This is a genomic window from Xanthomonas sp. GW, from assembly GCF_014236815.1.
Classification (GTDB): domain Bacteria; phylum Pseudomonadota; class Gammaproteobacteria; order Xanthomonadales; family Xanthomonadaceae; genus Xanthomonas_A.
On record NZ_CP051189.1, the window covers coordinates 3,653,142 to 3,675,465 of the forward strand.

A 22,324-nucleotide genomic window follows, 5' to 3' on the forward strand; every position below is an offset into this window, starting at 1 on the left:
CCGCGATCCTTGCCGATGAAGATGCCACGCCACCTCCGCCTGTTCCTGGCCCTCGCCGCGGCCGCGTCTCCAGCCATGGCCGCGACCGACGCGCCCTACGCGATCACCATCCACGCGCAAGCGGACGCCGCCGGCAGCAGGATCGAGGCGCTGCTGGTGGACGAAGCCATCCCGCTGCCGGCCACGCCGGCCGGCACCACCGTGCTGGCGATGCCGCACGTGACCAGCAACGTGCCCACCATCGCCGCCAGCGTCGGCGAGCTGGCCGCACGCGACGACCGCGGCGCCGTGCAGTTGCGCTATCGCGACCAGGGCGAAGGCCCGACCCGGCAGCGCGAGTGGTACGCCGATCGCGCTGTCGCCGGCACCCTGCGTTTCTCTTATCGCGCGGCGATGACCGAAGCGCTGGCCGCACGCGGCGCCGCGCCGCCGATCGAACTGCGCAGCGAGGAAGGCGCCTTCTCCGGCGCCGGCGCCACCTTCCTGCTGCATCCGCCCAGCGGCCGCCACGACATCGCCCTAAAATGGGACCTGTCCGCGCTGGGCGCAGGCGCGCATGCCGTGAGCAGCCTGCAGGACCGCAACGCCCATGACGTGGACATGGAAGCGCTGGACAGCAGCTACTTCATGGCCGGCAAGATCGGCCTGTACCCGCCCGCGCCCGACGCTACCGGCTTCTTCTCCGCCTGGCAGGGCCACACCCCGTTCGACGCGGAAAAACTGCTGGCCTGGACCCGGCAACTGCGCCAGCACTACCAGGCGTTCTTCGCCGTGCCGGCCACGCCCTACGGCGTGTTCCTGCGCCGCAACCGGGTCAACCCCGGCGGCGGCATGGGCATGTACAACTCCTTCGTCGTCACCTACGACGACGACCGCGGCAACGACCCGCAACAGCTCGAACTGACCCTCGCCCACGAGATGTTCCACACCTTCCAGCCGCACATGAGTTCGCAGTACGACGGCGAAAGCCTGAGCGAAGCCTGGTTCAACGAAGGCACCGCGGTGTTCTATCAGGCGCGCCTGCCGTTCCGCTACGGCATGATCGACGCCGACGCGTTCCTGAAGGACCTCAACTACACCGCCGCCCGCTATTACACCAACCTCCTCGGCAACGCGCCCAATGGCGACGTGGCCACGCGGTTCTGGCAGGACACCCGCATCCGCACCCTGCCCTACGATCGCGGCTTCCTGTATTTCGTCACCGTGGACGACGCGATGCGCAAAGCGAGCGGCGGCCGCAAATCGCTGGACGATCTGATCCTGGCGATGCTGCACCGCCGACAAGGCGACAAGCCGCTCGGCATCGCCGACTGGGAAGCGCTGCTGCGCGACAACCTCGGCGAAGACGCGGTGCGCCAGCTGCACGCCATGCTCGACGGCGCTGCACCACTACCGGCCAGCGACGCCTTCGGCCCCTGCTTCGAACGCATCTCGCAACCGATGCGCCGCTACCAACTCGGCTTCGCCCCCGCGGTGCTGACCGAATCCCCACGCATCGTCCGCGACCTGATCCCCGGCTCGGCCGCCGCCAAGGCCGGCGTGCACAACGGCGACGAAATCACCCGCCCGGTCGGCCAGGATCAACTGCAGGGCGAACAGGACGGCATCCTCACCCTACAGCTGTTGCGCGATGACAAGCCATTGACCGTCTCGTACAAGCCGCGCGGCGAAACCGTGGCGACATGGCAGTGGAAGCGCAGGCAAGGTGTATCGGACTCGACCTGTTCGCTGCCCTCCACCTCGCACGCGCAATGACCAACACGCTCCCTCCCCGGCCATACGCCTGACGCAATTCCAGCCGATGGTCCGGCGAATACTTCATCTTGCTCATGGCCAAACTTCTCAAAAATCGGAGTCTCCCAAAATCCCGGGACGGTGCATTTTTTGCGGCTCACGTCACCAATCGAGACGTTTTCTGACGTCACAGTAGGAAAATTCCTAGCCTGGAAAAGTAGGAGCAGAATCCATCTTTGGCTAGACTGCCAGTCGTATGACAAAGGGTGGGAGAACCACATGGCAATCCGAAGATCCACGGGCGGCACACTGGCGAGCTTTCTACTGGCCTCGTGCGCTGGCTTGGCTGCTTGTACGTCCAGCCCAAGCGCGCAAGCTGCAAAAGCCGACTTCAACGGCGCATGGTCGGTGAAGTGGTGTGACAAAACAAATCCACAACTTGATTGCGGTGGTTTCAACGTTACGCTCGTGCAGGACGGCGACCGCATCTGTGGCGACTTTGGTGGCGCACTCGTCAACCTACGGCAGACCGACGAGGGGAGCGTTGTCGGAACGGTAGTGGGTAATACAGCCGTCCTAGCTGTCGAGAGCATACGCAATCAAGCCATCGTCTTGGTCCGGGCAGAGCAACAGGGCAATACGCTGCACTGGAAAGTAGCGGACGACATAAAGCGTGGCGGCACTGATATCGACGTAATCGCTGCAAACGACGTACTTACGAAGGACTCCAAGAAGTCACCCCCAGCCAAGGAAGGTGAAGCCTCACGGAGTTGTGGCTCTGGCTCTCAATAGCCGCTGGAGGTTGACATGGAGTACAGGGAACTCGATCAGACCGAGTACGACCGCAAGTTACGGATGGTCATCGTTGGTGCGGAAGGTCTGCATGGCCACGCGCAAGACATAGGCGATAACAGAGCCACTATTGGTTGGGGGTACACCCTCAACCGAAGCAACAACGTCGAAATTTGGCGCGCAGCTGGAATTGACCTGACGCCGGAACAATGGCAAACGCTGGCCACTGTCGATGCGGCGCCTCGCGCTGATAAGACTCGCATCGGAGTGACGCTTACGCGACAACTCAACGGAGAAGAGTCAGACCGTCTACTACGTGCATCCATGGCGGAGTATGAAGCGCCGGCCACCAGCCTCAATATGCCGCTATCGGACGAGAGAGTGGCCATGGTATCGCTGGCCTACAATCGCGGCGCAGCGAATCTTACCGGCAACCCCCAAAGCAATGTACCGGAACACCCAGTGATGGGGGCGATCCGCGCTGGAGACCGCGCTGAGGCTTGGTTCCAGATGCGTTATAACTGCTGGGGAAGCGATCGCCTCGATCACCAGTATCCAAATCAAGACTCCAACGAAGGCGGTCTTCGCAAACGACGCTTCGCAGAAGCGGAGGTGTTTGGCCTATACGATGATCCGGGCAATGTCACGCCAGACCAGGCTCACGACGTTTACCGCGCATTTCAGCTACATCGCGATGAGGTTGATCGTGTCGAGCGCGAGTTTGGCGTCACTGTCGAAGGCGAAGAAGCTCGCCGAAACCGGATTTCGGAGGCAAATAGAGACTATCCAGCACTGGTCAACGAGTACAGTAGCGTATCGACGATTGCCGATGCGCTTGCACCAGCCCGCGCTGCGCTACTCCAAAATTTGCGACAACAACATCCCGATATGGCGGATAGGCTTACTGACGCGAATTTCAATGCAGGACGTATCTATCTCGATCCCAACCGCGATCTGCAAGATGCTGCCACGGTGGATCGCAACCACCCAGGCAACAATCGAACTCAGAATGCCGTACGCCGAGAACAGCGCAATGCCACTCTCGAAGATAGCGACCAGAATCATGCTGCTGTCCTCGACTCTCGCAGGATGCAAGGCAATACTGAAATCGCAAGTAATGATCTGCTTATCGGCGAAGGCGGTAACGACACTTTGCGCTCCCACCGTGGCGACGACATCCTGATCGGCGGACAGGGCCGCGACCGAATGGAAGGTGGCGAAGGCCGCGACACCTACGTGATCGGGGCCGGTGATACCGTGATGGACAGCGACGGCATGGGCGAAGTGCGCTGGGGCGGGCAGCAACTGACGGGCGGCAGGCACTCGGACTCCGATCCCGCCAATACCTACCGCAGCGAAGATGGGCGCTTCATCTACACCCTCGAAAGCAACAACCTCTCGGTCACCGACACGTTGGCCACCGATCAGGCGCTGCGGGAACCGGCGGTGATCGAGAATTTCCAGAGCGGCCAGCTGGGGATCACGCTGAGCGGAGCTGGCGGCGGCGACGCACGTTCTCAGGCAGCTCCGCAAAAGGATAGCGGACTCGCACCCTCCGGCCCAAGGCCCGAAGATGCCGCCATGGTGGAGCAATTGCGCTCATCAGTCGCCGGACTCGATGAAAGGGCCAACAAGCCTTGGAACGAGCTCAGTGACCGAATGGTCGCCAGCGCATACAAGATGGCGGTGGAGGCGGGATTCAAACCCGATGACAAAGTGGCGGTTGCTTTGAACTTGCCTACAGCGACGCAATCGGCAGGCGAAACCATGTTCGTCATGCGTTCCGGCCCTGGAGCATCGCCCGATCCCTACGCCAACCGAGCTCAAATGCCGACGAGCGAGGCGCTGGCCGCATCGGCACAACAACAATACCTGGCTGCCAATCAGACTCGCGATATGCAGGAGCAGTCCCGTTTGCAAGAACTCGCGCAAGCGCATGATCGCGGTCCGGATGATCCAAGCAAGAGCGGGCCGAAAATGGCGTGAACAGACTCAGGCAATGTGAAAAATGTGAGCACACTCAGCAGCAGCCAACTCGCTCCCGACTCATCAATTCTTGAAACCAAACTCGAACAATGCCAACAAAAAACCCCGACCAAGGCCAGGGTTTTTCGCTGCATCTGGTGCCGGAAATAGGAATCGAACCTACGACCTACGCATTACGAATGCGCCGCTCTACCAACTGAGCTATTCCGGCTGAACCGCCAATTCTAGGGGGGCGCCGGCCGCCGGTCAATTGACCAGGCGCAGGCGCAGTTCCTTGGGCAGGGCGAACACCATTGACTCCGGTTCGCCGGCCAGTTCGCCGACGCCGTCGGCGCCCAGCTCGCGCAGCCGCGCGATGACCCCATCCACCAGTACCTGCGGCGCGGAGGCGCCGGCGGTCAGGCCGATGCGGCGCTTGCCGGCGATCCAGGCCGGGTCGATCTCCTCGGCGCCGTCGATCAGGTAGGACTCCACCCCGTCGCGTCGTGCCAGCTCGCTGAGCCGGTTGGAATTGGAGCTGTTCGGCGAGCCGACCACCAGCACCAGGTCGCACTGCCTGGCCAGGTCGCGCACTGCGTCCTGGCGGTTCTGGGTGGCATAGCAGATGTCGTCGTTCTTCGGCCCCTGCATCGCCGGGTAGCGCTCGCGCAGCGCGTCGATGATGCCGCGGGTGTCGTCCACCGACAGCGTGGTCTGGGTGGTGTAGGCCAGGTTTTCCGGCTGCTGGATGTCCAGGGTGGCAACCTGCTCGATGTCCTCGACCAGATAGATGCGCCCGGCGCCGCGTTCGCGGTTCCACTGGCCCATCGTGCCCTCCACTTCCGGGTGGCCGGCGTGGCCGATCAGCACCACGTCGCGGCCGGCGCGGCAGTGCCGGGCCACTTCGAAATGGACCTTGGTGACCAGCGGGCAGGTCGCGTCGAACACTTTCAGCCCGCGCCGCTCGGCCTCCTGGCGCACCGCCTGGGACACGCCGTGGGCGCTGAAGATGACCGTGTTGCCGTCGGGCACCTCGTCCAGTTCCTCGACGAAGATCGCGCCGCGCTGCTTTAGGTCGTCGACCACGAAGCGGTTGTGCACCACCTCGTGGCGCACGTAGATCGGCGCGCCCAGGGTCTCGATGGCGCGTTTGACGATCTCGATCGCACGGTCGACGCCGGCGCAGAAACCACGGGGATTGGCGAGCAGGACGTCCATGGCCCAATTATCCCGCTTTTCGCTTCGACTTGCCGTCGAACACGCCGAACAGGGCGATGCCCACGGCGCCGGCGACGATCGCCGAGTCGGCGATGTTGAACGAGGGCCAGTAGTGGTCGCCCACGTACCACTGGATGAAATCGACCACGTGGCCGTGCATCAGCCGGTCGATGACGTTGCCGATCGCGCCGCCGATGACCAGGGCGTAAGGCATGGCGCTGCGCCAGTCGCCGCGCGGGGTGCGCGCCAGCCACCAGGCCAGCAGGCCGCTGATGCCCACCGCCAGCGCGGTAAAGAACCACAGCTGCCAGCCGCCGGCCTGGCTCAGGAAACTGAACGCAGCGCCGGTGTTGTAGGTGCGGTACCAGTTCCAGAAGCCGTCGATCACCGGCACCGCGGTGAACTCGGGCAGGCTGGACAGCACCCAGGCCTTGCTCCACTGGTCCAGGCCGATCACCAGCGCGGACAGCAGCAGCCAGATCAGCGCGGAGGGTTTGGGTCGTACGGTCATGCGCGGGGTCCGCCTTGGGCGAAGGGTGGGTATGAAAGACAGCGACGCGGCGTGCGCCACGGCGGCGGCGGCGAAGGCATCGCCGCCGCCGCGCAGGAACGGATCAGAACCAGGTGCGCTCCTCGCCCGGTCCGTCGATGTTGCCGACGCAGCGGCCGCACAGTTCCGGGTGCGCCGGATCCACGCCCACATCGGCGCGGTGGTGCCAGCAGCGCACGCACTTCTGCTTGGCGGTGGCCTGGGCGCTGACGAAGATCTCGTCGGTGCTGGCCTCGCGCACCACCACGTCGCCGCTGATGAACAGGAAGCGCAATTCCTCCTGCAGCGGCTGCAGCCTGGCGGCGGTGGCCGCGTCGGCGGCGACGGTGATCTCCGCCTCCAGCGCCGCGCCGATCACGCCGTTGCCGCGCATCGGCTCCAGTACCTTGGCCACCTGCTCGCGCAGCGCCAGCAGTTGATCGAAATCGGCCGCGCTCAGCGGCGCATCTTCCGGCAGCGGCGCCAGGCCTTCGTACCAGGTCGCGAACAGCACGTTGCCGACGTGCGCGCCGGGCAGGTAGCCCCACAGTTCGTCGGCGGTGAAGCTCATGATCGGCGCGATCCAGCGCACGAACGCTTCGGCGACATGGAACATCGCGCTCTGCGCCGAACGCCGGCCGTGCGAGTCCTCCGGCATGGTGTACAGCCGGTCCTTGGTCACGTCCAGGTACAACGAACCCAGGTCCACGCTGCAGAAGTTCAGCAGCGCCTGCACGATCGCGGCGAAGTCGTAGCGCGCGTAGGCGGTCTTGATCTGCTCCTGCACCTCGTAGGCGCGATGCACGATCCAGCGGTCCAGCGCCACCAGCTCCGGCAAGGTGCGCAGGTGCGCGGCCGGGTTGAAGCCGTGCAGGTTGCCGAGCAGGAAGCGCGCGGTGTTGCGCAGGCGCCGGTAGGCGTCGGAGTTGCGCTTGAGGATCTCCTGCGACAGCGACATCTCGTTGCTGTAGTCGCTGGAAGCGATCCACAGGCGCAGGATGTCCGCGCCCAGCGTCTTCATGATGTCCTGCGGCTCGATGCCGTTGCCCAGCGACTTGGACATCTTGCGGCCGTGCTCGTCCACGGTGAAGCCGTGGGTCAGGCACTGCCGGTACGGCGCCGCCTGGTCCAGCGCCACGCCGGTCAGCAGCGAGGACTGGAACCAGCCGCGATGCTGGTCCGAGCCTTCCAGGTACAGGTCGGCCGGCTTGGGAATGCCGCGCTCGGCCAGCACCGCCTCGTGGGTCACGCCCGAATCGAACCACACGTCGAGGATGTCGGTGATCTTGTCGTAGTCGGCGGCTTCGTCGCCGAGCAGTTCGGCGGCGTCGAGCGTGTACCACACGTCCACCCCGCTCTCCTCGACGCGGTCGGCGACCTGGCGCATCAGCTCGGTGCTGCGCGGATGCGGCTCGCCGGTCTCGCGGTGCACGAACAGCGCGATCGGCACGCCCCAGGTGCGCTGCCGGGAGATGGTCCAGTCCGGGCGCCCGGCGACCATGCCGGCGATGCGCGCCTGGCCCCAGGACGGATACCAGTGCACACCCTCGATCGCCTTCAGCGCATCGGCGCGCAGGTTGGCCTGCTCCATCGAGATGAACCACTGCGGGGTGGCGCGGAACGCGATCGGGGTCTTGTGCCGCCAGCAGTGCGGGTAGCTGTGGACCATGCTCGCGTGCGCCAGCAGCGCACCGCGCGCGGCGAGTACCTCGGCGATGGTGTCGTTGGCCTTCCAGATGTGCAGCCCGGCCAGCACCACGCCGTCGGCCGGCGGGGTCGAAGGCAGATACACGCCGCGGCCGTCGATCGGATTGATCTGCGCGGCGGTATAGCGCTCGATCAGGCCGTACTGCTTGGCCGCCACATAGTCTTCCTGGCCGTGCCCGGGCGCGGTGTGCACCGCACCGGTGCCGTCCTCGTCGGAGACGTGGTCGCCCAGGATCAGCGGGATGTCGCGCTCGTCATAGAACGGATGCGCCAGCAGTTGGTTCTCCAGCGCCGCACCAGCGACGCGGCCATGCACCACCACCTCGGTCACGCCGTAGCGCTGCAGCGCGCGCTCGGCCAGCGCATCGGCCAGCACCAGCCAGCGGCGGCGGCCGTCGTGCGCCGGGCCTTCGACCAGGGCGTAGCTCAGTTCCGGCCCCAGCGACACTGCCAGCGAGGCCGGCAGCGTCCACGGCGTGGTGGTCCAGATCGGCACCGCGACTTCGACATCTTCCGGCAGGTCGACGCCGAACGCGGCCGCCAGCGCCGCGCCGTCGCGCGCGGTGTAGGCCACGTCCACGGTCGGCGACTGCTTGTCGGCGTATTCGATCTCCGCCTCGGCCAGCGCCGAGCCGCAATCGAAGCACCAGTGCACCGGCTTCACGCCGCGGGTCAGGTGGCCGTTGTCGACGATCCGCGCCAGCGCGCGCATCTCGTTGGCTTCGAAATGGAAGTCGAGCGTGCGGTACGGGTTGTCCCAGTCGCCGATCACGCCCAGGCGCTTGAAATCGCGGCGCTGGATGTCGATCTGCTCGTTGGCGTATTCGCGGCATTTCTGCCGGAACTGCGCCGCATCCAGCTTGACCCCGACCTTGCCGTATTTCTTCTCGATCGCGATCTCGATCGGCAGGCCATGGCAGTCCCAGCCCGGGATGTAGGGCGCATCGAAGCCGGCCAGATACTTGGACTTGACGATGATGTCCTTGAGGATCTTGTTGACCGCGTGGCCGAGATGGATCGCGCCGTTGGCGTACGGCGGGCCGTCGTGCAGCACGAACAGCGGCCGGCCCTGGGCGTTGTCGCGCAGCTGCGCGTACAGCCCCTCGCTCTCCCAGCGGGCCAGCGTGTCCGGCTCGCGCTTGGGCAGATCGCCGCGCATCGGGAAGTCCGTCGCCGGCAGATTGAGGGTGGCTTTGTAGTCCTGGGTCACGGGGATTTACCGGTTGTCTTCATTGGAGAGTCCGCGCACGGAAGCGCGGGCTTGTGCGAGCGGCAGTGCGGGTGGCTGCCCGGACGCGAGCAGGCGCCGGGCCAGCGCGGCGTCGCGATGCATCTGTTCGGTCAGCGCCGGCAGATCGGAAAATTTTTCTTCGTCGCGCAACTTGGCGACGAATTCCACAGAAATGTGGCGCCCGTACAGGTCGCCGTGGAAATCGAACAGATGCGCTTCCAGCAGCGGCTCCACGCCCTGCACCGTCGGCCGCGTGCCGAAGCTGGACACCGACGGCCACGGCTGCTCGGTCACCCCGTGCACCCAGGTCGCGTAGATGCCCGACAGCGCCGGCGTGCGCGGGAAGCGCAGGTTGGCGGTGGGATAGCCGAGGGTGCGCCCGAGCTGCTTGCCGCGCACCACGCGGCCGTCGATCGCGTACGGGCGGCCGAGCAGGTCGGCGGCGTGGGCGAATTCGCCAGCCACCAGCAGTTCGCGGATGCGGGTGCTGGAGATGCGTTCTTCGCGCAGGTGCACCGGCTCGATCTCGCCGGCGCAAAAGCCAAGTTGCGCGCCCATCTCGCGCAGCAGCGCGATGTCGCCGCCGCGCTTGTGGCCGAAACGGAACGCCGGGCCGATCCACACCTCGCGCGCCTGCAGCCGATCGACCAGGGTGCGCTGCACGAAGTCCTGCGCGCTCATCGACGACAGGCGCCGGTCGAAGCGCAGCAGGCCCACGCTGTCCACGCCGAGCTGCTGCAGGCCTTCGACCTTGGCCCGCGCCAGGGTCAGCCGCGGCGGCGGCGCGGCCGGCGCAAAGAACTCGCGCGGCAGCGGCTCGAAGCTCAACGCCACCGCCGGCACGCCCAGCGCGCGGGCACGCGCCAGCGCATGGCGCACCAGCGCACGGTGGCCCAGATGCAGGCCATCGAAGGCGCCGATGCAGACCACGCTTCCCTGCGGGAACAAAGTCCCGCCCTCGACGTCTCTAAACAGCCTGCTCATTCCTCGGTCCGAAGCGCCGACGCTGGAGTGCGCCGGCCGATGATGCGTAACCGTCGAGTATAGCGGGGTGCGGCAAGACCCGGGACAGCAGGGCCGCCGGAGGAACCCGCGCCAAGCGATCGGCCCGGGGCGGGCAAGCTCCGCTCTTCTGTAGGAGGGGCTTCAGCCCCGACGCCTTACCGGTAGAGCATCGGGGCCTGAAGCCCTCCTACAGAAAGCGCAAGTGCCGCACTTGCGAATCCCCAATCCCGAATCCCCAATCCCGGCCCTTAGTGCTCGCGCAGATCCCGCGGCCGGAACCCCAGCGCCAGCAACGCCAGCAGATACACCAGCCCACCACCACATACCAGCGCCAGCAGGCTGCCGATGCGGTGCCACTTGTCCATCGTGGTGAACCCCGGTAGCCAGTACAGGCCCAGCCCCAGCACCGCGGCCATCGCCGCGCAGGCCACGCCCAACCGCAGCAGGTAGCCGGCCCAGCCTGGGCGCGGCCGGTACACCTCGGCGCGGCGCAGCCAGCGCCACAGCAGCGACAGGTTGATGTAGCTGGCCACCGCGCTGGCCAGGCCCAGCGCCAGGTGCAGGCCCGGCACCGCCGCCAGCGCCGCGCGCACGCCCTGCGCGCGCAGCTCGGCCGGCACCCACAGGTGGTACAGGATCGCCAGGAACAGCAGGTTCAGCACCATGTTGGCGACCAGCGCGACCACGCCGGCGCGCACCGGGGTGCGCGTGTCCTGGCGCGAGTAGAACGCCGGCAGTAGCACCTTCAGCAGCGCGAACGCGGGCAGGCCGAAGCTCAGCCCGAACACCGACATCGCCGCCATGCGCGTGTCGAACGCGGTGAACTTGCCATATTGGAACAGCGTGGCCACCAGCGGCTGGCTCAGCAGCATCAGCCCCAGCATCGCCGGCACCGCGATCAGCAGCGTGGTGCGCAGACCCCAGTCCAGGGCGTTGGAGAAGCCGGCATGGTCGGTCTTGACGTGGTGCCGCGACAGCGCCGGCAGGATCACCGTGCCCAGCGCCACGCCGAACACGCCCAGCGGCAGCTCCAGGAAGCGGTCGGCCTGCGACAGCCAGCTCTGCGAGCCGGCGAACAGGAACGAGGCGATCACCGTGTCCAGCAACAGGTTGATCTGCGCGATCGAGGAGCCAAACAGGGTCGGCACCATCAGCGTCAGCACCCGGCGCACGTCCGGGTGACTCCAGCCCCAGCGCGGCAGGGTCAGCAGGTCGATGCCGCGCAGCGCCGGCAGCTGGAACAGCAGCTGCAGCAGCCCGGCGACCAGCACCGCCCAGCCCATCGCCAGGATCGGCACCTCCAGCTTCGGCGCCAGCCACAGCGCGCCGGCGATCATGCACAGGTTGAGGATCACCGGGGTCAGCGCCGGCAGGCCGAAGCGGTTGAAGCTGTTCAAGGCGCCGCCGGCCAACGCGGTCAGCGACACGAACAGCAGGAACGGGAAGGTCAGCCGTAGCAGATCGACGATCAGCCCGAACTTGGCCGGATCGTCGCTGGAGCCGGGGTTGAACAGCAGCGCAACCTGCGGGGTGAAGATCAGCCCCAACGCGGTGACCAGCAGCAGGATCCCGCCCAGGGTGCCGGACACCCGCGACATCAGCGCGCGCAGGTCGGCGTGCGGCCGGGTTTCCTTGACCTCGGTGAACACCGGCACGAACGCCGTGGCGAACGAGCCCTCCGCAAATAGCCGGCGCAGGAAGTTCGGAATGCGGAACGCGACCCAGAAAGCGTCGGTGGTCGCGTTGGCGCCGAACGAAATGGTGATAGCCTGATCGCGTACCAGCCCCAGCACGCGCGAGACCATGGTCATGCTGCTGAACGAGAGTAGCCCGCGGAGCATGCGCGGCGTGCTCATGCAGCGACCCTCTTGACAATTGGCTTGACGCAGTTGTTTAGAACCTTCATACTCTCCCGCTTGTTTTTATCCACCACACAGCTTTCCAGGAAACCACCACCGTGGCCAATATCAAGTCCGCCAAGAAGCGCGCCAAGCAGACCGTCGTGCGCAACGCGCGCAACACGGCTCAGCGTTCGATGCTGCGCACCGCCGTCAAGAAGGTCATCAAGGCCCTGGACGCCAACGACGCCGCCGGCGCCGAAGCCGCTTTCGCCGTTGCCCAGCCGATCCTCGACCGTTTCAGCTCGCGCGGTCTGATCCACAAGAACAAGGCTGCGCGCCACAAGAGCCGCCTGACCGCCCGCATCAAGGCGATCAAGACCGCCGCCTAACCGGCTGCGGTCGTTGCCGGAAGCGCCCGCGCTTCCGGCACTACGAAAAAGCCCGGCCTCGGCCGGGTTTTTCGTGTGCGTGCGATCCGCTGGCGACAACCGCACGCCGGACCGGCCGCCGCGCTCAGAGCGCATCGGCGGCGGGAGCAGCATTGGCGGCCGCTTCCAGCGCATCCTCGCGCTGGCGGTCGAAGAACGCCATCACGTCCTTCATGATCGGCCAGGTGCCGTCGCGGCCCAGCGCCGACACCAGGTACCACGGCTGGGTCCAGCCGAGTTCGGCGACGACCTGCTCGGCCAGCGTGCGCGCCTCGTCCTCGAACAGCAGGTCGGCCTTGTTCAGCACCAGCCAGCGTGGCTTGGCCAGCAGCTCCGGATCGTGCTTTTCCAGTTCGCGCTCGATCGCCCGCACCTGCTCGGTCGGCGACACGCCATCCACGCCGCCTTCCATCGGTGCCAGATCCACCAGGTGCAGCAGCAGACGCGTGCGCTGCAGATGGCGCAGGAACTGCGCACCCAGCCCGGCGCCGTCGGCCGCGCCCTCGATCAGGCCAGGAATGTCGGCGATCACGAAGCTGCGGTAGGCCTCGACGCTGACCACGCCCAGGTTCGGATACAGCGTGGTGAACGGATAGTCGGCGACCTTCGGCGTGGCCGCCGACACGGCGCGGATGAAGGTGCTCTTGCCGGCATTGGGGAAGCCCAGCAAACCGACGTCGGCGAGCAGCTTCAGCTCCAGCTTCAGTGCACGCTCCTCGCCCTCCTCGCCCGGCGTCGCCTTGCGCGGCGCGCGCGTCACCGAGCTCTTGAAATGCATGTTGCCCAGGCCGCCCTTGCCGCCCTGCGCGACCAGCAGCTTGTCGCCGTGCGCGACCAGGTCGCCGATGGTCTCGTCGGTATCGACGTTGATCACCACGGTGCCGACCGGCACGGTGATGACCAGATCTTCGCCGGCCTTGCCGTACATCTGCCGGCCCATGCCGTTCTCGCCGCGCTGCGCACGGAACGCGCGCTGGTGGCGGAAATCGACCAGGGTATTGAGGTTCTCGTCGGCGACCAGCCACACGCTGCCGCCGTTGCCGCCATCGCCGCCGTCCGGCCCGCCCAGCGGGATGAACTTCTCGCGGCGGAAGCCGATGCAGCCGTTGCCGCCATTGCCGGCACTGACCTGGATTTCTGCTTCGTCTACCAACTTCATAATTTGGGATTCGGGATTCGGGATTGGAAAAAAACCGGCCACCGCAGTTTAGCGGCCCCGATAAACCGAGGTGACGGCGAGGACTTGAAGCGATCCGCCGTTGCGAATCCCCAATCCCCAATCCCGCCATCCCGGCCCTCTAACAAAAAACCCCGCCGAAGCGGGGCTTTCGTCAGCAAGCCCGCGCCGTGGCGCAGGCCCTGGAGGCGAAACGCTTACGCCTCGGCGGTAGCCGCTTCGGTCACCACGCTCACGGTGCGACGCTTCTTGGCGCCCTTCACCGAGAACTCGACCTTGCCGTTCACCAGCGCGAACAGGGTGTGGTCGCGGCCCAGGCCGACGCCCGAACCCGGGTGGAACTGGGTGCCGCGCTGACGCACGATGATGTTGCCCGCCTCGATCGCCTGGCCGCCGAAGATCTTCACGCCCAGGTATTTCGGGTTGGAGTCGCGGCCGTTGCGCGAGGAACCTACGCCTTTTTTATGTGCCATGACTGCTGCTCCTTACTTCTTTTCGCCACCGGCAATGCCGGTGATCTCGATTTCGGTGTAATGCTGACGATGTCCCTGACGCTTCATGTGGTGCTTGCGGCGGCGGAACTTGATGATGCGCACCTTGTCGGCACGGCCATGGGCCACGACCTTCGCAGTGACGGTGGCGCCGTTCAGCGCGTCACCGAGCTTGATGCCGTCGCTGTCGCCCAGCATCAGGATGTTGTCGAACTTGATCTCGTTGCCGGCTTCGACTTCGAGCTTTTCCACGCGGAGCGTTTCGCCCTGCGCGACGCGGTATTGCTTACCGCCAGTTACCAGTACTGCGTACATGACCAGACTTCCTCTGTAGTTATTGTGGTCGCCCCTGCCGTGCCTCTTCGGGCAGACAGGAGCGGAATTGTAATGGCTTCAGCGGGTTAGGGTCAAGTCCCCACCCCGGCGCGGGCGCGGTCCCGGCGCCCGGTCACGATTGGCTGAACCGGCCAGCCGCGGCAGCCCCCGAATCCTGGCAAATCCGGCAATTGCCCCCACCTGACAAGCTGGGTACGCTGATCGATTGCCGTCCCCTCTCCGCCCCCACGCTGGCCCTGGCTGACGCCCGGCCGGCACAACACGGACCCCTCATGGCGATGGATTTCATCCGCATCCGCGGCGCGCGGACGCACAACCTCAAGAACCTCGACCTCGACCTGCCGCGCGACAAGCTGATCGTGATCACCGGCCTGTCCGGCTCGGGCAAGTCGTCGCTGGCGTTCGACACCATCTACGCCGAAGGCCAGCGCCGCTACGTGGAGTCGCTGTCGGCGTACGCGCGGCAGTTCCTCAGCGTGATGGAAAAGCCCGACATCGACCACATCGAAGGCCTGTCGCCAGCGATCGCGATCGAGCAGAAGTCGACCTCGCACAACCCGCGCTCCACGGTCGGCACCATCACCGAGATCTACGACTACCTGCGCCTGCTGTACGCGCGCGTCGGCCAGCCGCGCTGCCCCGACCACGGCTATCCGCTGGAGGCGCAGACGGTCAGCCAGATGGTGGACCACATCCTGGGCCTGGACCCGGAGCAGCGCTACATGCTGCTGGCGCCGGTGATCCGCGACCGCAAGGGCGAGCATGCGCAGGTGTTCGAGCAACTGCGCGCGCAGGGCTTCGTGCGCGTGCGCGTGGACGGCGAGCTGTACGAGATCGACGCGGTGCCGGCGCTGGCGCTGCGCCAGAAGCACACCATCGAGGCGGTGATCGACCGCTTCCGCCCGCGCGAGGACATCAAGCAGCGCCTGGCCGAGAGCTTCGAGACCGCGCTGAAACTGGCCGACGGCATGGTCTCGGTGCAGTCGCTGGACGACACCGCGGCCGCGCCGCACCTGTTCTCCTCCAAGTACAGCTGCCCGGTCTGCGACTACTCGCTGCCGGAGCTGGAGCCGCGGCTGTTCTCGTTCAACGCGCCGATGGGCGCCTGCCCGAGCTGCGACGGCCTGGGCGTGGCCGAGTTCTTCGATCCCGAGCGGGTGGTGGTGCATCCGGAGCTGTCGCTGTCGGCCGGCGCGGTGCGCGGCTGGGACCGGCGCAACGCCTACTACTTCCAGCTGATCGCCTCGCTGGCCAAGCACTACAAGTTCGACGTGGACGCGCCGTGGCAGTCGCTGCCGGCGAGCGTGCGCCAGGCGGTGCTGTACGGCAGCGGCGACGAGACCATCACCTTCACCTACTTCACCGATGCCGGCGGCCGCAGCCAGCGCAAGCATCGCTTCGAAGGCATCATCCCCAACCTGGAACGCCGCTACCGCGAGACCGAATCGCCGGCGGTGCGCGAGGAACTGGCCAAGTACATCAGCCAGCGGCCGTGCCCGGACTGCAAGGGCGCGCGCCTGAACAAGGCCGCGCGCAACGTGTTCGTCGCCGACCGCCCGCTGCCGGACCTGGTGGTGCTGCCGATCGACGACGCGCTGAACTTCTTCCGCCAGCTCGACCTGCCCGGCTGGCGCGGCGAGATCGCCAGCAAGATCGTCAAGGAGATCGCCGAGCGGCTTGGCTTCCTGGTCGATGTCGGCCTGGATTACCTGACCCTGGAACGCAAGGCCGACACCCTGTCCGGTGGCGAGGCGCAGCGCATCCGCCTGGCCAGCCAGATCGGCGCCGGCCTGGTCGGGGTCATGTACGTGCTCGACGAACCGTCGATCGGCCTGCACCAGCGCGACAACGAGCGCCTGCTCGGCACGCTGACGCGGCTGCGCGACCTGGGCAACACGGTGATCGTGGTCGAACACGACGAGGACGCGATCCGCCTGGCCGACTACGTGCTGGACATCGGCCCCGGCGCCGGCGTGCACGGCGGCGAGATCGTCGGCCAGGGCACGGTGGCGGACCTGCTGAAGGCGCCGCGCTCGCTGACCGGCCAGTACCTGTCCGGCAAGCGCCGCATCGAGATCCCGGCCAAGCGGCACAAGGCCAATCCGAAAATGACCCTGCACCTGCGCGGGGCCACCGGCAACAACCTCAAGAACGTGGACCTGGACATCCCGGCCGGGCTGCTGACCTGCGTCACCGGCGTGTCCGGCTCGGGCAAGTCGACGCTGATCAACGACACCTTGTTCACCCTGGCCGCCAACGAGATCAACGGCGCCTCGCATACGGTGGCGCCGTACCGCGAGATCGAACACCTGGACCTGTTCGACAAGGTGGTGGACATCGACCAGTCGCCGATCGGGCGCACCCCGCGCTCCAACCCGGCCACCTACACCGGCCTGTTCACGCCGTTGCGCGAGCTGTTCGCGCAGGTGCCCGAATCGCGTGCGCGCGGCTATTCGCCGGGCCGTTTCAGCTTCAACGTGCGCGGCGGCCGCTGCGAGGCGTGCCAGGGCGACGGCCTGATCAAGGTCGAGATGCACTTCCTGCCCGACGTGTACGTGCCCTGCGACGTGTGCCACGGCAAGCGCTACAACCGCGAGACGCTGGAGATCCTGTACAAGGGCTTCAACATCAACGACGTGCTGCAGATGACCGTGGAGGACGCGCTGCGGCTGTTCGAGCCGGTGCCGACCATCGCGCGCAAGCTGGAGACGCTGGTCGATGTCGGCCTGAGCTACATCAAGCTCGGGCAGAGCGCGACCACCCTGTCCGGCGGCGAAGCGCAGCGGGTGAAGCTGTCCAAGGAACTGTCGCGCCGCGATACCGGCCGCACCCTGTACATCCTCGACGAGCCGACCACCGGCCTGCACTTCCACGACATCGAGGCGCTGCTGGGCGTGCTGCACAAGCTGCGCGACGAAGGCAACACCGTGGTCGTGATCGAACACAACCTGGACGTGATCAAGACCGCGGACTGGGTGGTGGACCTGGGTCCGGAAGGCGGCCATCGCGGCGGCACCATCCTCGCCACCGGCACCCCGGAGGACATCGCCGCGCATCCGGATTCCTACACCGGCCACTTCCTGGCCAAGCTGCTGCCCGCCGGCACCGTGGCCAAGCCGACCAAACCGGCGGCGATGGCCAACAAGCCCGACGCGCTGCCGCCGCGCAAGAGCAAAGCCGAGAAGGCCGCCGCCAAGAAGGCGGCCAAGAAGACCACGACCAAGAAGGCCGCACGATGAGCGCATCCCCCGCCGATTCCTCCCCCTCGCACAAGCCGCTGGCACGCGTACCGATCAGCGTGCGCTGGCGCGACATGGACAGCATGGGCCACGTCAACAACGCCAAGTACATCTCCTACCTGGAAGAAGCGCGCGTGCGCTGGCTGCTGCAGGTGGAAGGCTTCTCGATGCGCAACCGCATCGCCCCGGTGGTGGCCGCGACCAACGTCAACTACCGGCGCCCGATCGTGTGGCCGAACGACATCGTGGTGGAACTGTTCGTCGAGCGCATGGGCAGCAGCAGCATCACCGTCGGCCACCGCATCGTCGACCAGAAGGACGACAGCGTGCTGCACTCGGACGGCAACGTGGTGGTGGTGTGGATCGACACCGAAACCGGCAAGAGCGCGCCGCTGCCGGACGAGATTCGCGCGGCCTGCGGCTGATTGAAAAGCCGGGATTGGGGATGACCAGCCGTTTGGCTGTGGAAAGCCGGAATTCGGGATTGGCAGAGCCACACAAGATCGCTTTTGCGAATCCCAAATCCCCAATCCCGAATCCCCGCCCTTGTAGGAGCGGCTTCAGCCGCGACAGGCACCGTCCGAAAATCCTGGCACCGAACCGGTCGCGGCTGAAGCCGCTCCTACAGAAAGCCAGGATGCAGCGCACTCGGGACCATCCCCCGGGTCCCCGGTCCCCGGTCCCGAGTCCCACCAAAAGCTACGGCTTGCTCGCACTCACCTTCAACTCACCCTGCACTTCCCGCCCATCCTCCAGCACGAAAGTGATCGGCAGGCTCGCCCCCTCGCGCAGCGGCTGCGCCGGCTGCATCAGCATCAGGTGCAGGCCGCCGGGCTGCAGCACCGCATCGGCGCCGGCGGCCAGCGGCAGGCGCTCGATCTCGCGCATCTTGCTGACCCCGTCCACCTGCGTGCTCTGGTGCAGGCTCACGTCGGCGAATGCCGGGCTGCGCGCCGACACCACCGCCAGCGCCTGCTTGCACGGGTTGTGCAGCCGGCCGAAACCGGCGGCCATCGGCATCGCCGCGTTCGGCGGCAGCCGCACCCAGCCCGCCTGCCACTGCGGCAAACAGCCAGCGGCCTTGGGCGCAGCCGGCGCCGCGAAGGCGGCTCCCGGCGCCAACCCGGCCAAACACGCCAGCCCGATGGCCAGCCCCCGTACGCATGCGGATGGTTTGAGCTTCATGGCTCTATGATAGCGGTCCCGCACCGCGCCGCCTTCGGAAGCTTTCGCATGACCTCGCTGATCCAGGTTCTCGACCACGGCCCCATCCGCCAGCTGCGCCTCGCGCGCGCGCCGGTCAACGCGCTCGACACCGCCCTGTGCGCCGAACTGGCCGCCGCGGTCGCGCAGGCGCAGGCCGACGCGGTGCACGCGCTGGTGCTGTCCGGCAGCGAGCGCATCTTCTCCGCCGGCATGGACGTGCCGCACCTGCTCGGGCACGGCGGCGACCGCGCCAAGCTGCTCGACAGCTGGCAGCAGTTCTTCGGCGCGGCCCGCGCGCTGGCCGACAGCGCGATCCCGGTGGCGGCGGCGCTGACCGGACACGCGCCGGCCGGCGGCTGCGTGCTGGCGCTGTGCTGCGACTACCGGGTGATGGCGCGCAGCCCCGAGCCGGCGCATCCGGTCAGCATCGGCCTCAACGAGACCCAGGTCGGCCTGGTCGCGCCGGAAGGCATCCAGCGCCTGCTGCGGCGCGTGGTCGGCGCGCACCGCGCCGAGCGGCTGCTGGTCGGCGGCGACCTGATCAGCGCCGAGCGCGCGCTGGAGATCGGCCTGGTCGACGAACTGGTGGACGCCGAACTGGTCGTCGCGCGTGCGGTGGCCTGGCTGCAGGAGCTGCTGCAGCGGCCGCGGCAGCCGATGCTGCAGACCCGCGCGATCGCCCGCGCCGACCTGCACGCCGCGCTGACCGACGAGCACATCCAGCTCGAGCGCTTCGTCGACAGCTGGCAGGCGCCGGACACCCAGGCCGCACTGCACGCACTGGTGGCCAGGCTGGGCAAGCGCTGAGCCGCGCCTGCACGCAGGCGGGCGCAGGCGGCCCGGTATAATCGTCGATACTCATTGCCCAGGCCCCGCCTCTTGTCCGCCAAGCCGCCCGCTCCCGTCGTCTCCGAACTGATCGAACTGCTGTCGCTGGAACGGCTGGAGGACAACCTGTTCCGCGGCCAGAGCCGCGACATCGGCACCAAGTACGTGTTCGGCGGGCAGGTGCTGGGGCAGGCGTTGTCGGCGGCGCAGGCGACGGTGGACAACGGCCGCCGCGCGCATTCGCTGCACGCCTATTTCCTGCGCGCCGGCGACATCGACCATCCCATCGTCTACGACGTGGACCGCACCCGCGACGGCGGCAGTTTCTCGGTGCGCCGGGTCACCGCGGTCCAGCACGGCAAGGTGATCTTCTTCTGCGCCGCCTCGTTCCAGGAGCAGGAAGACGGCGCCACGCATCAGCTGAAGATGCCGGAAGTGCCGCAGCCGGAAGACATCGAACCGACCCAGGCGGCGCGCCCGGACGTGCTGGCGACGCTGCCGACCAAGGTGCAGCGCTGGCTCTCGCGCGGCGGCCCGTTCGAGTTCCGCCACGTCTACCCGCGCGATGAACTCAACCCGCCCAAGCGCCCGCCGTTCCAGCAGATGTGGTTGCGCCTGAGCGAGCCGGTCGGCGACGCGCCGGAACTGCACCAGGCGCTGCTGGCCTACGCCTCGGATTTCCACCTGCTCGGCACCGCGACCTTTCCGCACGGCATCAGCTATTACACGCCAAACGTGCAGATGGCCTCGCTCGACCACGCGCTGTGGTTCCACCGCCCGTTCCGCGCCGACGACTGGCTGCTGTACTCGCTGGACAGCCCCAGCGCGCAGGGCTCGCGCGGGCTGGCGCGCGGCCAGTTCTTCACCCGCGATGGGGTGCTGGTCGCCAGCACCGCGCAGGAAGGCCTGATCCGCGTGGTGCCCGAGGCCGGCGCCGCGGCGCAGGTTCCGGCCAAGGACTGAGGCGACGACGATGCGGCAGATCTTCAGCAGTCAACGCGTGGAAACCGCCGAAGGCGTGGCCAAGCTGTTGCGCGAGCAAGGCATCGAGGTGCGGCTGAGCAACGGCCGCTCCTATCGCAGCCGGCGCAGCGGCCAGTTCAGCTACATCGACCCGGTCGCGACCCAGGTGCAGCCGACCGTGTGGGTGGTGCACGCCGACGACCAGCCGCGCGCGCGCGCCTTGCTGCGCGAGTCCGGCCTGATCGACAGCACCCGCCAGGACCCGGCGCAGACGCTGCCGTACCTGAGCGAATTCCGCTCGCAGGCGGTGCCGGACATCGGCAAGCGCTGGGCGTGGCGGCTGCGCGTCGCGCTGCTGCTGGCGATCGGCGCGGTGGCGCTGGTGACGGTGCTGCGCCATCGCGGCAACCAGACCGCCGTGCCCGCTCCGGCTGTCGCGCCAGCCGCCGCACCGGCGCCGCAACCGGCGCAGGACAGCGACGAAGTGCGCGTGCGAGTGCAACCGGCGCAGCGCGGCAACTGAGCCGTCATCGTCAGCGAAGGCATGCTGTTTTTGCAGGGTTTGGAGTGGCCGTTGACGATCGACGGCCGCCGAAGCCGGCGATTGAAACGGCTCGCGATCGCCTGGCCGCACTGCTGGCTGGGTGCACTGTAGGAGGGGCTTCAGCCCCGACAGGTTGCCGAAGTTCGCCACGTTGCCAAGGTGCCTGTCGCGGTTGAAACCGCTCCTACAGGAGCGTGGCGATCGGCCAAGTGCATTGCAGAGCGCCGCCAACAAATAAAAACGCCCCTGCGCATCGCTGCGCAGGGGCGGTTGTCGATCGGCGCCTTGTTGCTGTTGCTTGTTGCGGGTTATCTGTTGCGTGGTGGAACGATCAGTTCGCGTCGGGTGCGGCCGGCATCGGCTTCGCGCCATGCTTCTGGCCGGGCTTCTGGCCGGGCTTGTGCATCCACATCGACTGCGCCGCATCGAACTCGGCGCGGCTGAGCATGCCGTCCTTGTTGGTGTCGGCCTTGGCGAACCATTCTTCGCGATGCTGCTTGGCGCGCAGCTCGAAGTCCGCGCGATCGACGAAGCCGTCCTTGTTCGCGTCCATCTTGTCGAAGCGCTCGGCGAACTTCGGATCGGCCTTGGCCTCGTCGCGGCTGATGCGGCCGTCCTTGTTGGTATCCAGCTTGGCCCACATCGCGCCGTGCTCGCCGCGTCCGCCGCGCTCGCCGCGACGGCCATGGCGCGGGAACTCGTCGGGGCTCAGCTTGCCGTCGTGGTTCTTGTCCATCGCGTCGAAGTGCTCGGCCAGGCGCGGGTTGGCCGCAGCCTCGCTGCGATCGACGACGCCGTCGCCGTTCTTGTCCAGCTTGGCGAACCAACCGGCGTCGGCCGGCGCGGCGGAATCGGCCGGGGGCGGATTGGCGGCATAGGCACCGCCGGACAGCACGGCGAGCATGGCCAGGGCGAGCAGCGGATTGCGGTAATTCATGGAAAACTCCCTGAGGGAAAGGAAGACACCTGCCGGCGCGGCAAACGCGTGCGGCAGTCACCAGCGCAGCAGCAACGGACCGCCAGGCGGGCCGGCGCAGCGGCGCCTTCACTGCAATCAACGCCCCGTTGCAGGCGCGGTTGACCCGTGCCG

Annotated in this window: 19 protein-coding genes and 1 tRNA gene; 9 read left to right on the plus strand and 11 right to left on the minus strand. The window is 67.1% G+C overall.

Annotated features, from left to right (window positions below; genetic code table 11):
• Positions 1-21 precede the first annotated feature (21 nt).
• The 3 genes from HEP73_RS15580 (at position 22) to HEP73_RS22650 (ending at position 4,512) form a co-directional block, all read left to right on the plus strand.
• Positions 22-1,755 (plus strand): M61 family metallopeptidase, encoded by a 1,734-nt coding sequence (locus HEP73_RS15580; RefSeq protein WP_185820672.1) that lies wholly within the window; start codon positions 22-24, stop codon positions 1,753-1,755.
• A gap of 258 nt (positions 1,756-2,013) precedes the next feature.
• A complete protein-coding gene (locus tag HEP73_RS15585) occupies positions 2,014-2,526 on the plus strand; it encodes a hypothetical protein (protein WP_185820673.1) in 513 nt (170 codons plus the stop codon).
• 15 nt (positions 2,527-2,541) lie between these two features.
• Positions 2,542-4,512 carry an XVIPCD domain-containing protein gene (locus tag HEP73_RS22650; protein WP_255423520.1) on the plus strand — a complete coding sequence of 657 codons (1,971 nt, stop codon included), beginning with the start codon at positions 2,542-2,544 and terminating at the stop codon, positions 4,510-4,512.
• A 135-nt stretch (positions 4,513-4,647) separates the two neighbouring features.
• On the opposite strand, the gene HEP73_RS15600 is transcribed toward HEP73_RS22650, so the two are convergent.
• From HEP73_RS15600 to murJ, 6 genes are all read right to left on the minus strand, one after another.
• Positions 4,648-4,723 (minus strand) — tRNA-Thr (locus HEP73_RS15600).
• A gap of 35 nt (positions 4,724-4,758) precedes the next feature.
• The gene (gene ispH / locus HEP73_RS15605) at positions 4,759-5,709 is read right to left on the minus strand and encodes a 4-hydroxy-3-methylbut-2-enyl diphosphate reductase (RefSeq protein ID WP_185820674.1); all 951 of its coding nucleotides are present in this window, start codon (positions 5,707-5,709) and stop codon (positions 4,759-4,761) included.
• 7 nt (positions 5,710-5,716) lie between these two features.
• A complete protein-coding gene (gene lspA / locus HEP73_RS15610; protein ID WP_185813509.1) occupies positions 5,717-6,220 on the minus strand; it encodes a signal peptidase II in 504 nt (167 codons plus the stop codon).
• A gap of 103 nt (positions 6,221-6,323) precedes the next feature.
• Positions 6,324-9,155 carry an isoleucine--tRNA ligase gene (gene ileS, locus HEP73_RS15615; RefSeq protein WP_185820675.1) on the minus strand — a complete coding sequence of 944 codons (2,832 nt, stop codon included), beginning with the start codon at positions 9,153-9,155 and terminating at the stop codon, positions 6,324-6,326.
• Between the two features lie 6 nt (positions 9,156-9,161).
• Positions 9,162-10,160, minus strand: coding sequence for a bifunctional riboflavin kinase/FAD synthetase (locus HEP73_RS15620; protein WP_185820676.1), 999 nt, complete (start codon positions 10,158-10,160; stop codon positions 9,162-9,164).
• A 269-nt stretch (positions 10,161-10,429) separates the two neighbouring features.
• Positions 10,430-12,022 (minus strand): murein biosynthesis integral membrane protein MurJ, encoded by a 1,593-nt coding sequence (gene murJ, locus HEP73_RS15625; RefSeq protein WP_185823448.1) that lies wholly within the window; start codon positions 12,020-12,022, stop codon positions 10,430-10,432.
• Between the two features lie 116 nt (positions 12,023-12,138).
• On the opposite strand from murJ, the gene rpsT reads away from it, so the two are divergent.
• Positions 12,139-12,411 (plus strand): 30S ribosomal protein S20, encoded by a 273-nt coding sequence (gene rpsT, locus HEP73_RS15630; protein ID WP_003469619.1) that lies wholly within the window; start codon positions 12,139-12,141, stop codon positions 12,409-12,411.
• 124 nt (positions 12,412-12,535) lie between these two features.
• Here the strand turns inward: rpsT and cgtA are convergent, their stop codons facing one another.
• The 3 genes from cgtA to rplU form a co-directional block, all read right to left on the minus strand.
• Positions 12,536-13,609, minus strand: coding sequence for an Obg family GTPase CgtA (cgtA, locus tag HEP73_RS15635; RefSeq protein WP_185820677.1), 1,074 nt, complete (start codon positions 13,607-13,609; stop codon positions 12,536-12,538).
• 215 nt (positions 13,610-13,824) lie between these two features.
• The gene (gene rpmA / locus HEP73_RS15640) at positions 13,825-14,100 is read right to left on the minus strand and encodes a 50S ribosomal protein L27 (protein WP_003479072.1); all 276 of its coding nucleotides are present in this window, start codon (positions 14,098-14,100) and stop codon (positions 13,825-13,827) included.
• A 12-nt stretch (positions 14,101-14,112) separates the two neighbouring features.
• On the minus strand, positions 14,113-14,433 hold the full coding sequence (rplU, locus tag HEP73_RS15645) for a 50S ribosomal protein L21 (protein ID WP_003468913.1): 321 nt from the start codon (positions 14,431-14,433) through the stop codon (positions 14,113-14,115).
• A gap of 293 nt (positions 14,434-14,726) precedes the next feature.
• Between rplU and uvrA the strand changes: the two genes are divergently transcribed.
• Both uvrA and HEP73_RS15655 read left to right on the plus strand, forming a co-directional pair.
• Positions 14,727-17,693 carry an excinuclease ABC subunit UvrA gene (uvrA, locus tag HEP73_RS15650; RefSeq protein WP_185820678.1) on the plus strand — a complete coding sequence of 989 codons (2,967 nt, stop codon included), beginning with the start codon at positions 14,727-14,729 and terminating at the stop codon, positions 17,691-17,693.
• Positions 17,690-18,118: an acyl-CoA thioesterase gene (locus HEP73_RS15655; protein ID WP_185820679.1), complete on the plus strand. Its 429-nt coding sequence runs from the start codon at positions 17,690-17,692 to the stop codon at positions 18,116-18,118. The genes uvrA and HEP73_RS15655 overlap by 4 nt, the downstream gene beginning before the upstream one ends.
• Positions 18,119-18,392: 274 nt before the next feature.
• Here HEP73_RS15655 and HEP73_RS15660 read toward each other — a convergent pair whose 3' ends face one another.
• Positions 18,393-18,878, minus strand: a complete 486-nt coding sequence (locus tag HEP73_RS15660) for a copper chaperone PCu(A)C (RefSeq protein WP_345776857.1) — start codon at positions 18,876-18,878, stop codon at positions 18,393-18,395.
• A 48-nt stretch (positions 18,879-18,926) separates the two neighbouring features.
• Here HEP73_RS15660 and HEP73_RS15665 point away from each other — a divergent pair, with 48 nt between their 5' ends.
• The 3 genes from HEP73_RS15665 (at position 18,927) to HEP73_RS15675 (ending at position 21,213) form a co-directional block, all read left to right on the plus strand.
• Positions 18,927-19,706, plus strand: coding sequence for an enoyl-CoA hydratase/isomerase family protein (locus HEP73_RS15665; protein WP_185820680.1), 780 nt, complete (start codon positions 18,927-18,929; stop codon positions 19,704-19,706).
• Between the two features lie 72 nt (positions 19,707-19,778).
• Positions 19,779-20,690, plus strand: a complete 912-nt coding sequence (tesB, locus tag HEP73_RS15670) for an acyl-CoA thioesterase II (RefSeq protein ID WP_185813516.1) — start codon at positions 19,779-19,781, stop codon at positions 20,688-20,690.
• A 10-nt stretch (positions 20,691-20,700) separates the two neighbouring features.
• Positions 20,701-21,213: a putative signal transducing protein gene (locus HEP73_RS15675; protein ID WP_185820681.1), complete on the plus strand. Its 513-nt coding sequence runs from the start codon at positions 20,701-20,703 to the stop codon at positions 21,211-21,213.
• Positions 21,214-21,565: 352 nt separating this feature from the next.
• Here HEP73_RS15675 and HEP73_RS15680 read toward each other — a convergent pair whose 3' ends face one another.
• Positions 21,566-22,171: an EF-hand domain-containing protein gene (locus HEP73_RS15680; RefSeq protein ID WP_185820682.1), complete on the minus strand. Its 606-nt coding sequence runs from the start codon at positions 22,169-22,171 to the stop codon at positions 21,566-21,568.
• Positions 22,172-22,324 lie beyond the last annotated feature (153 nt).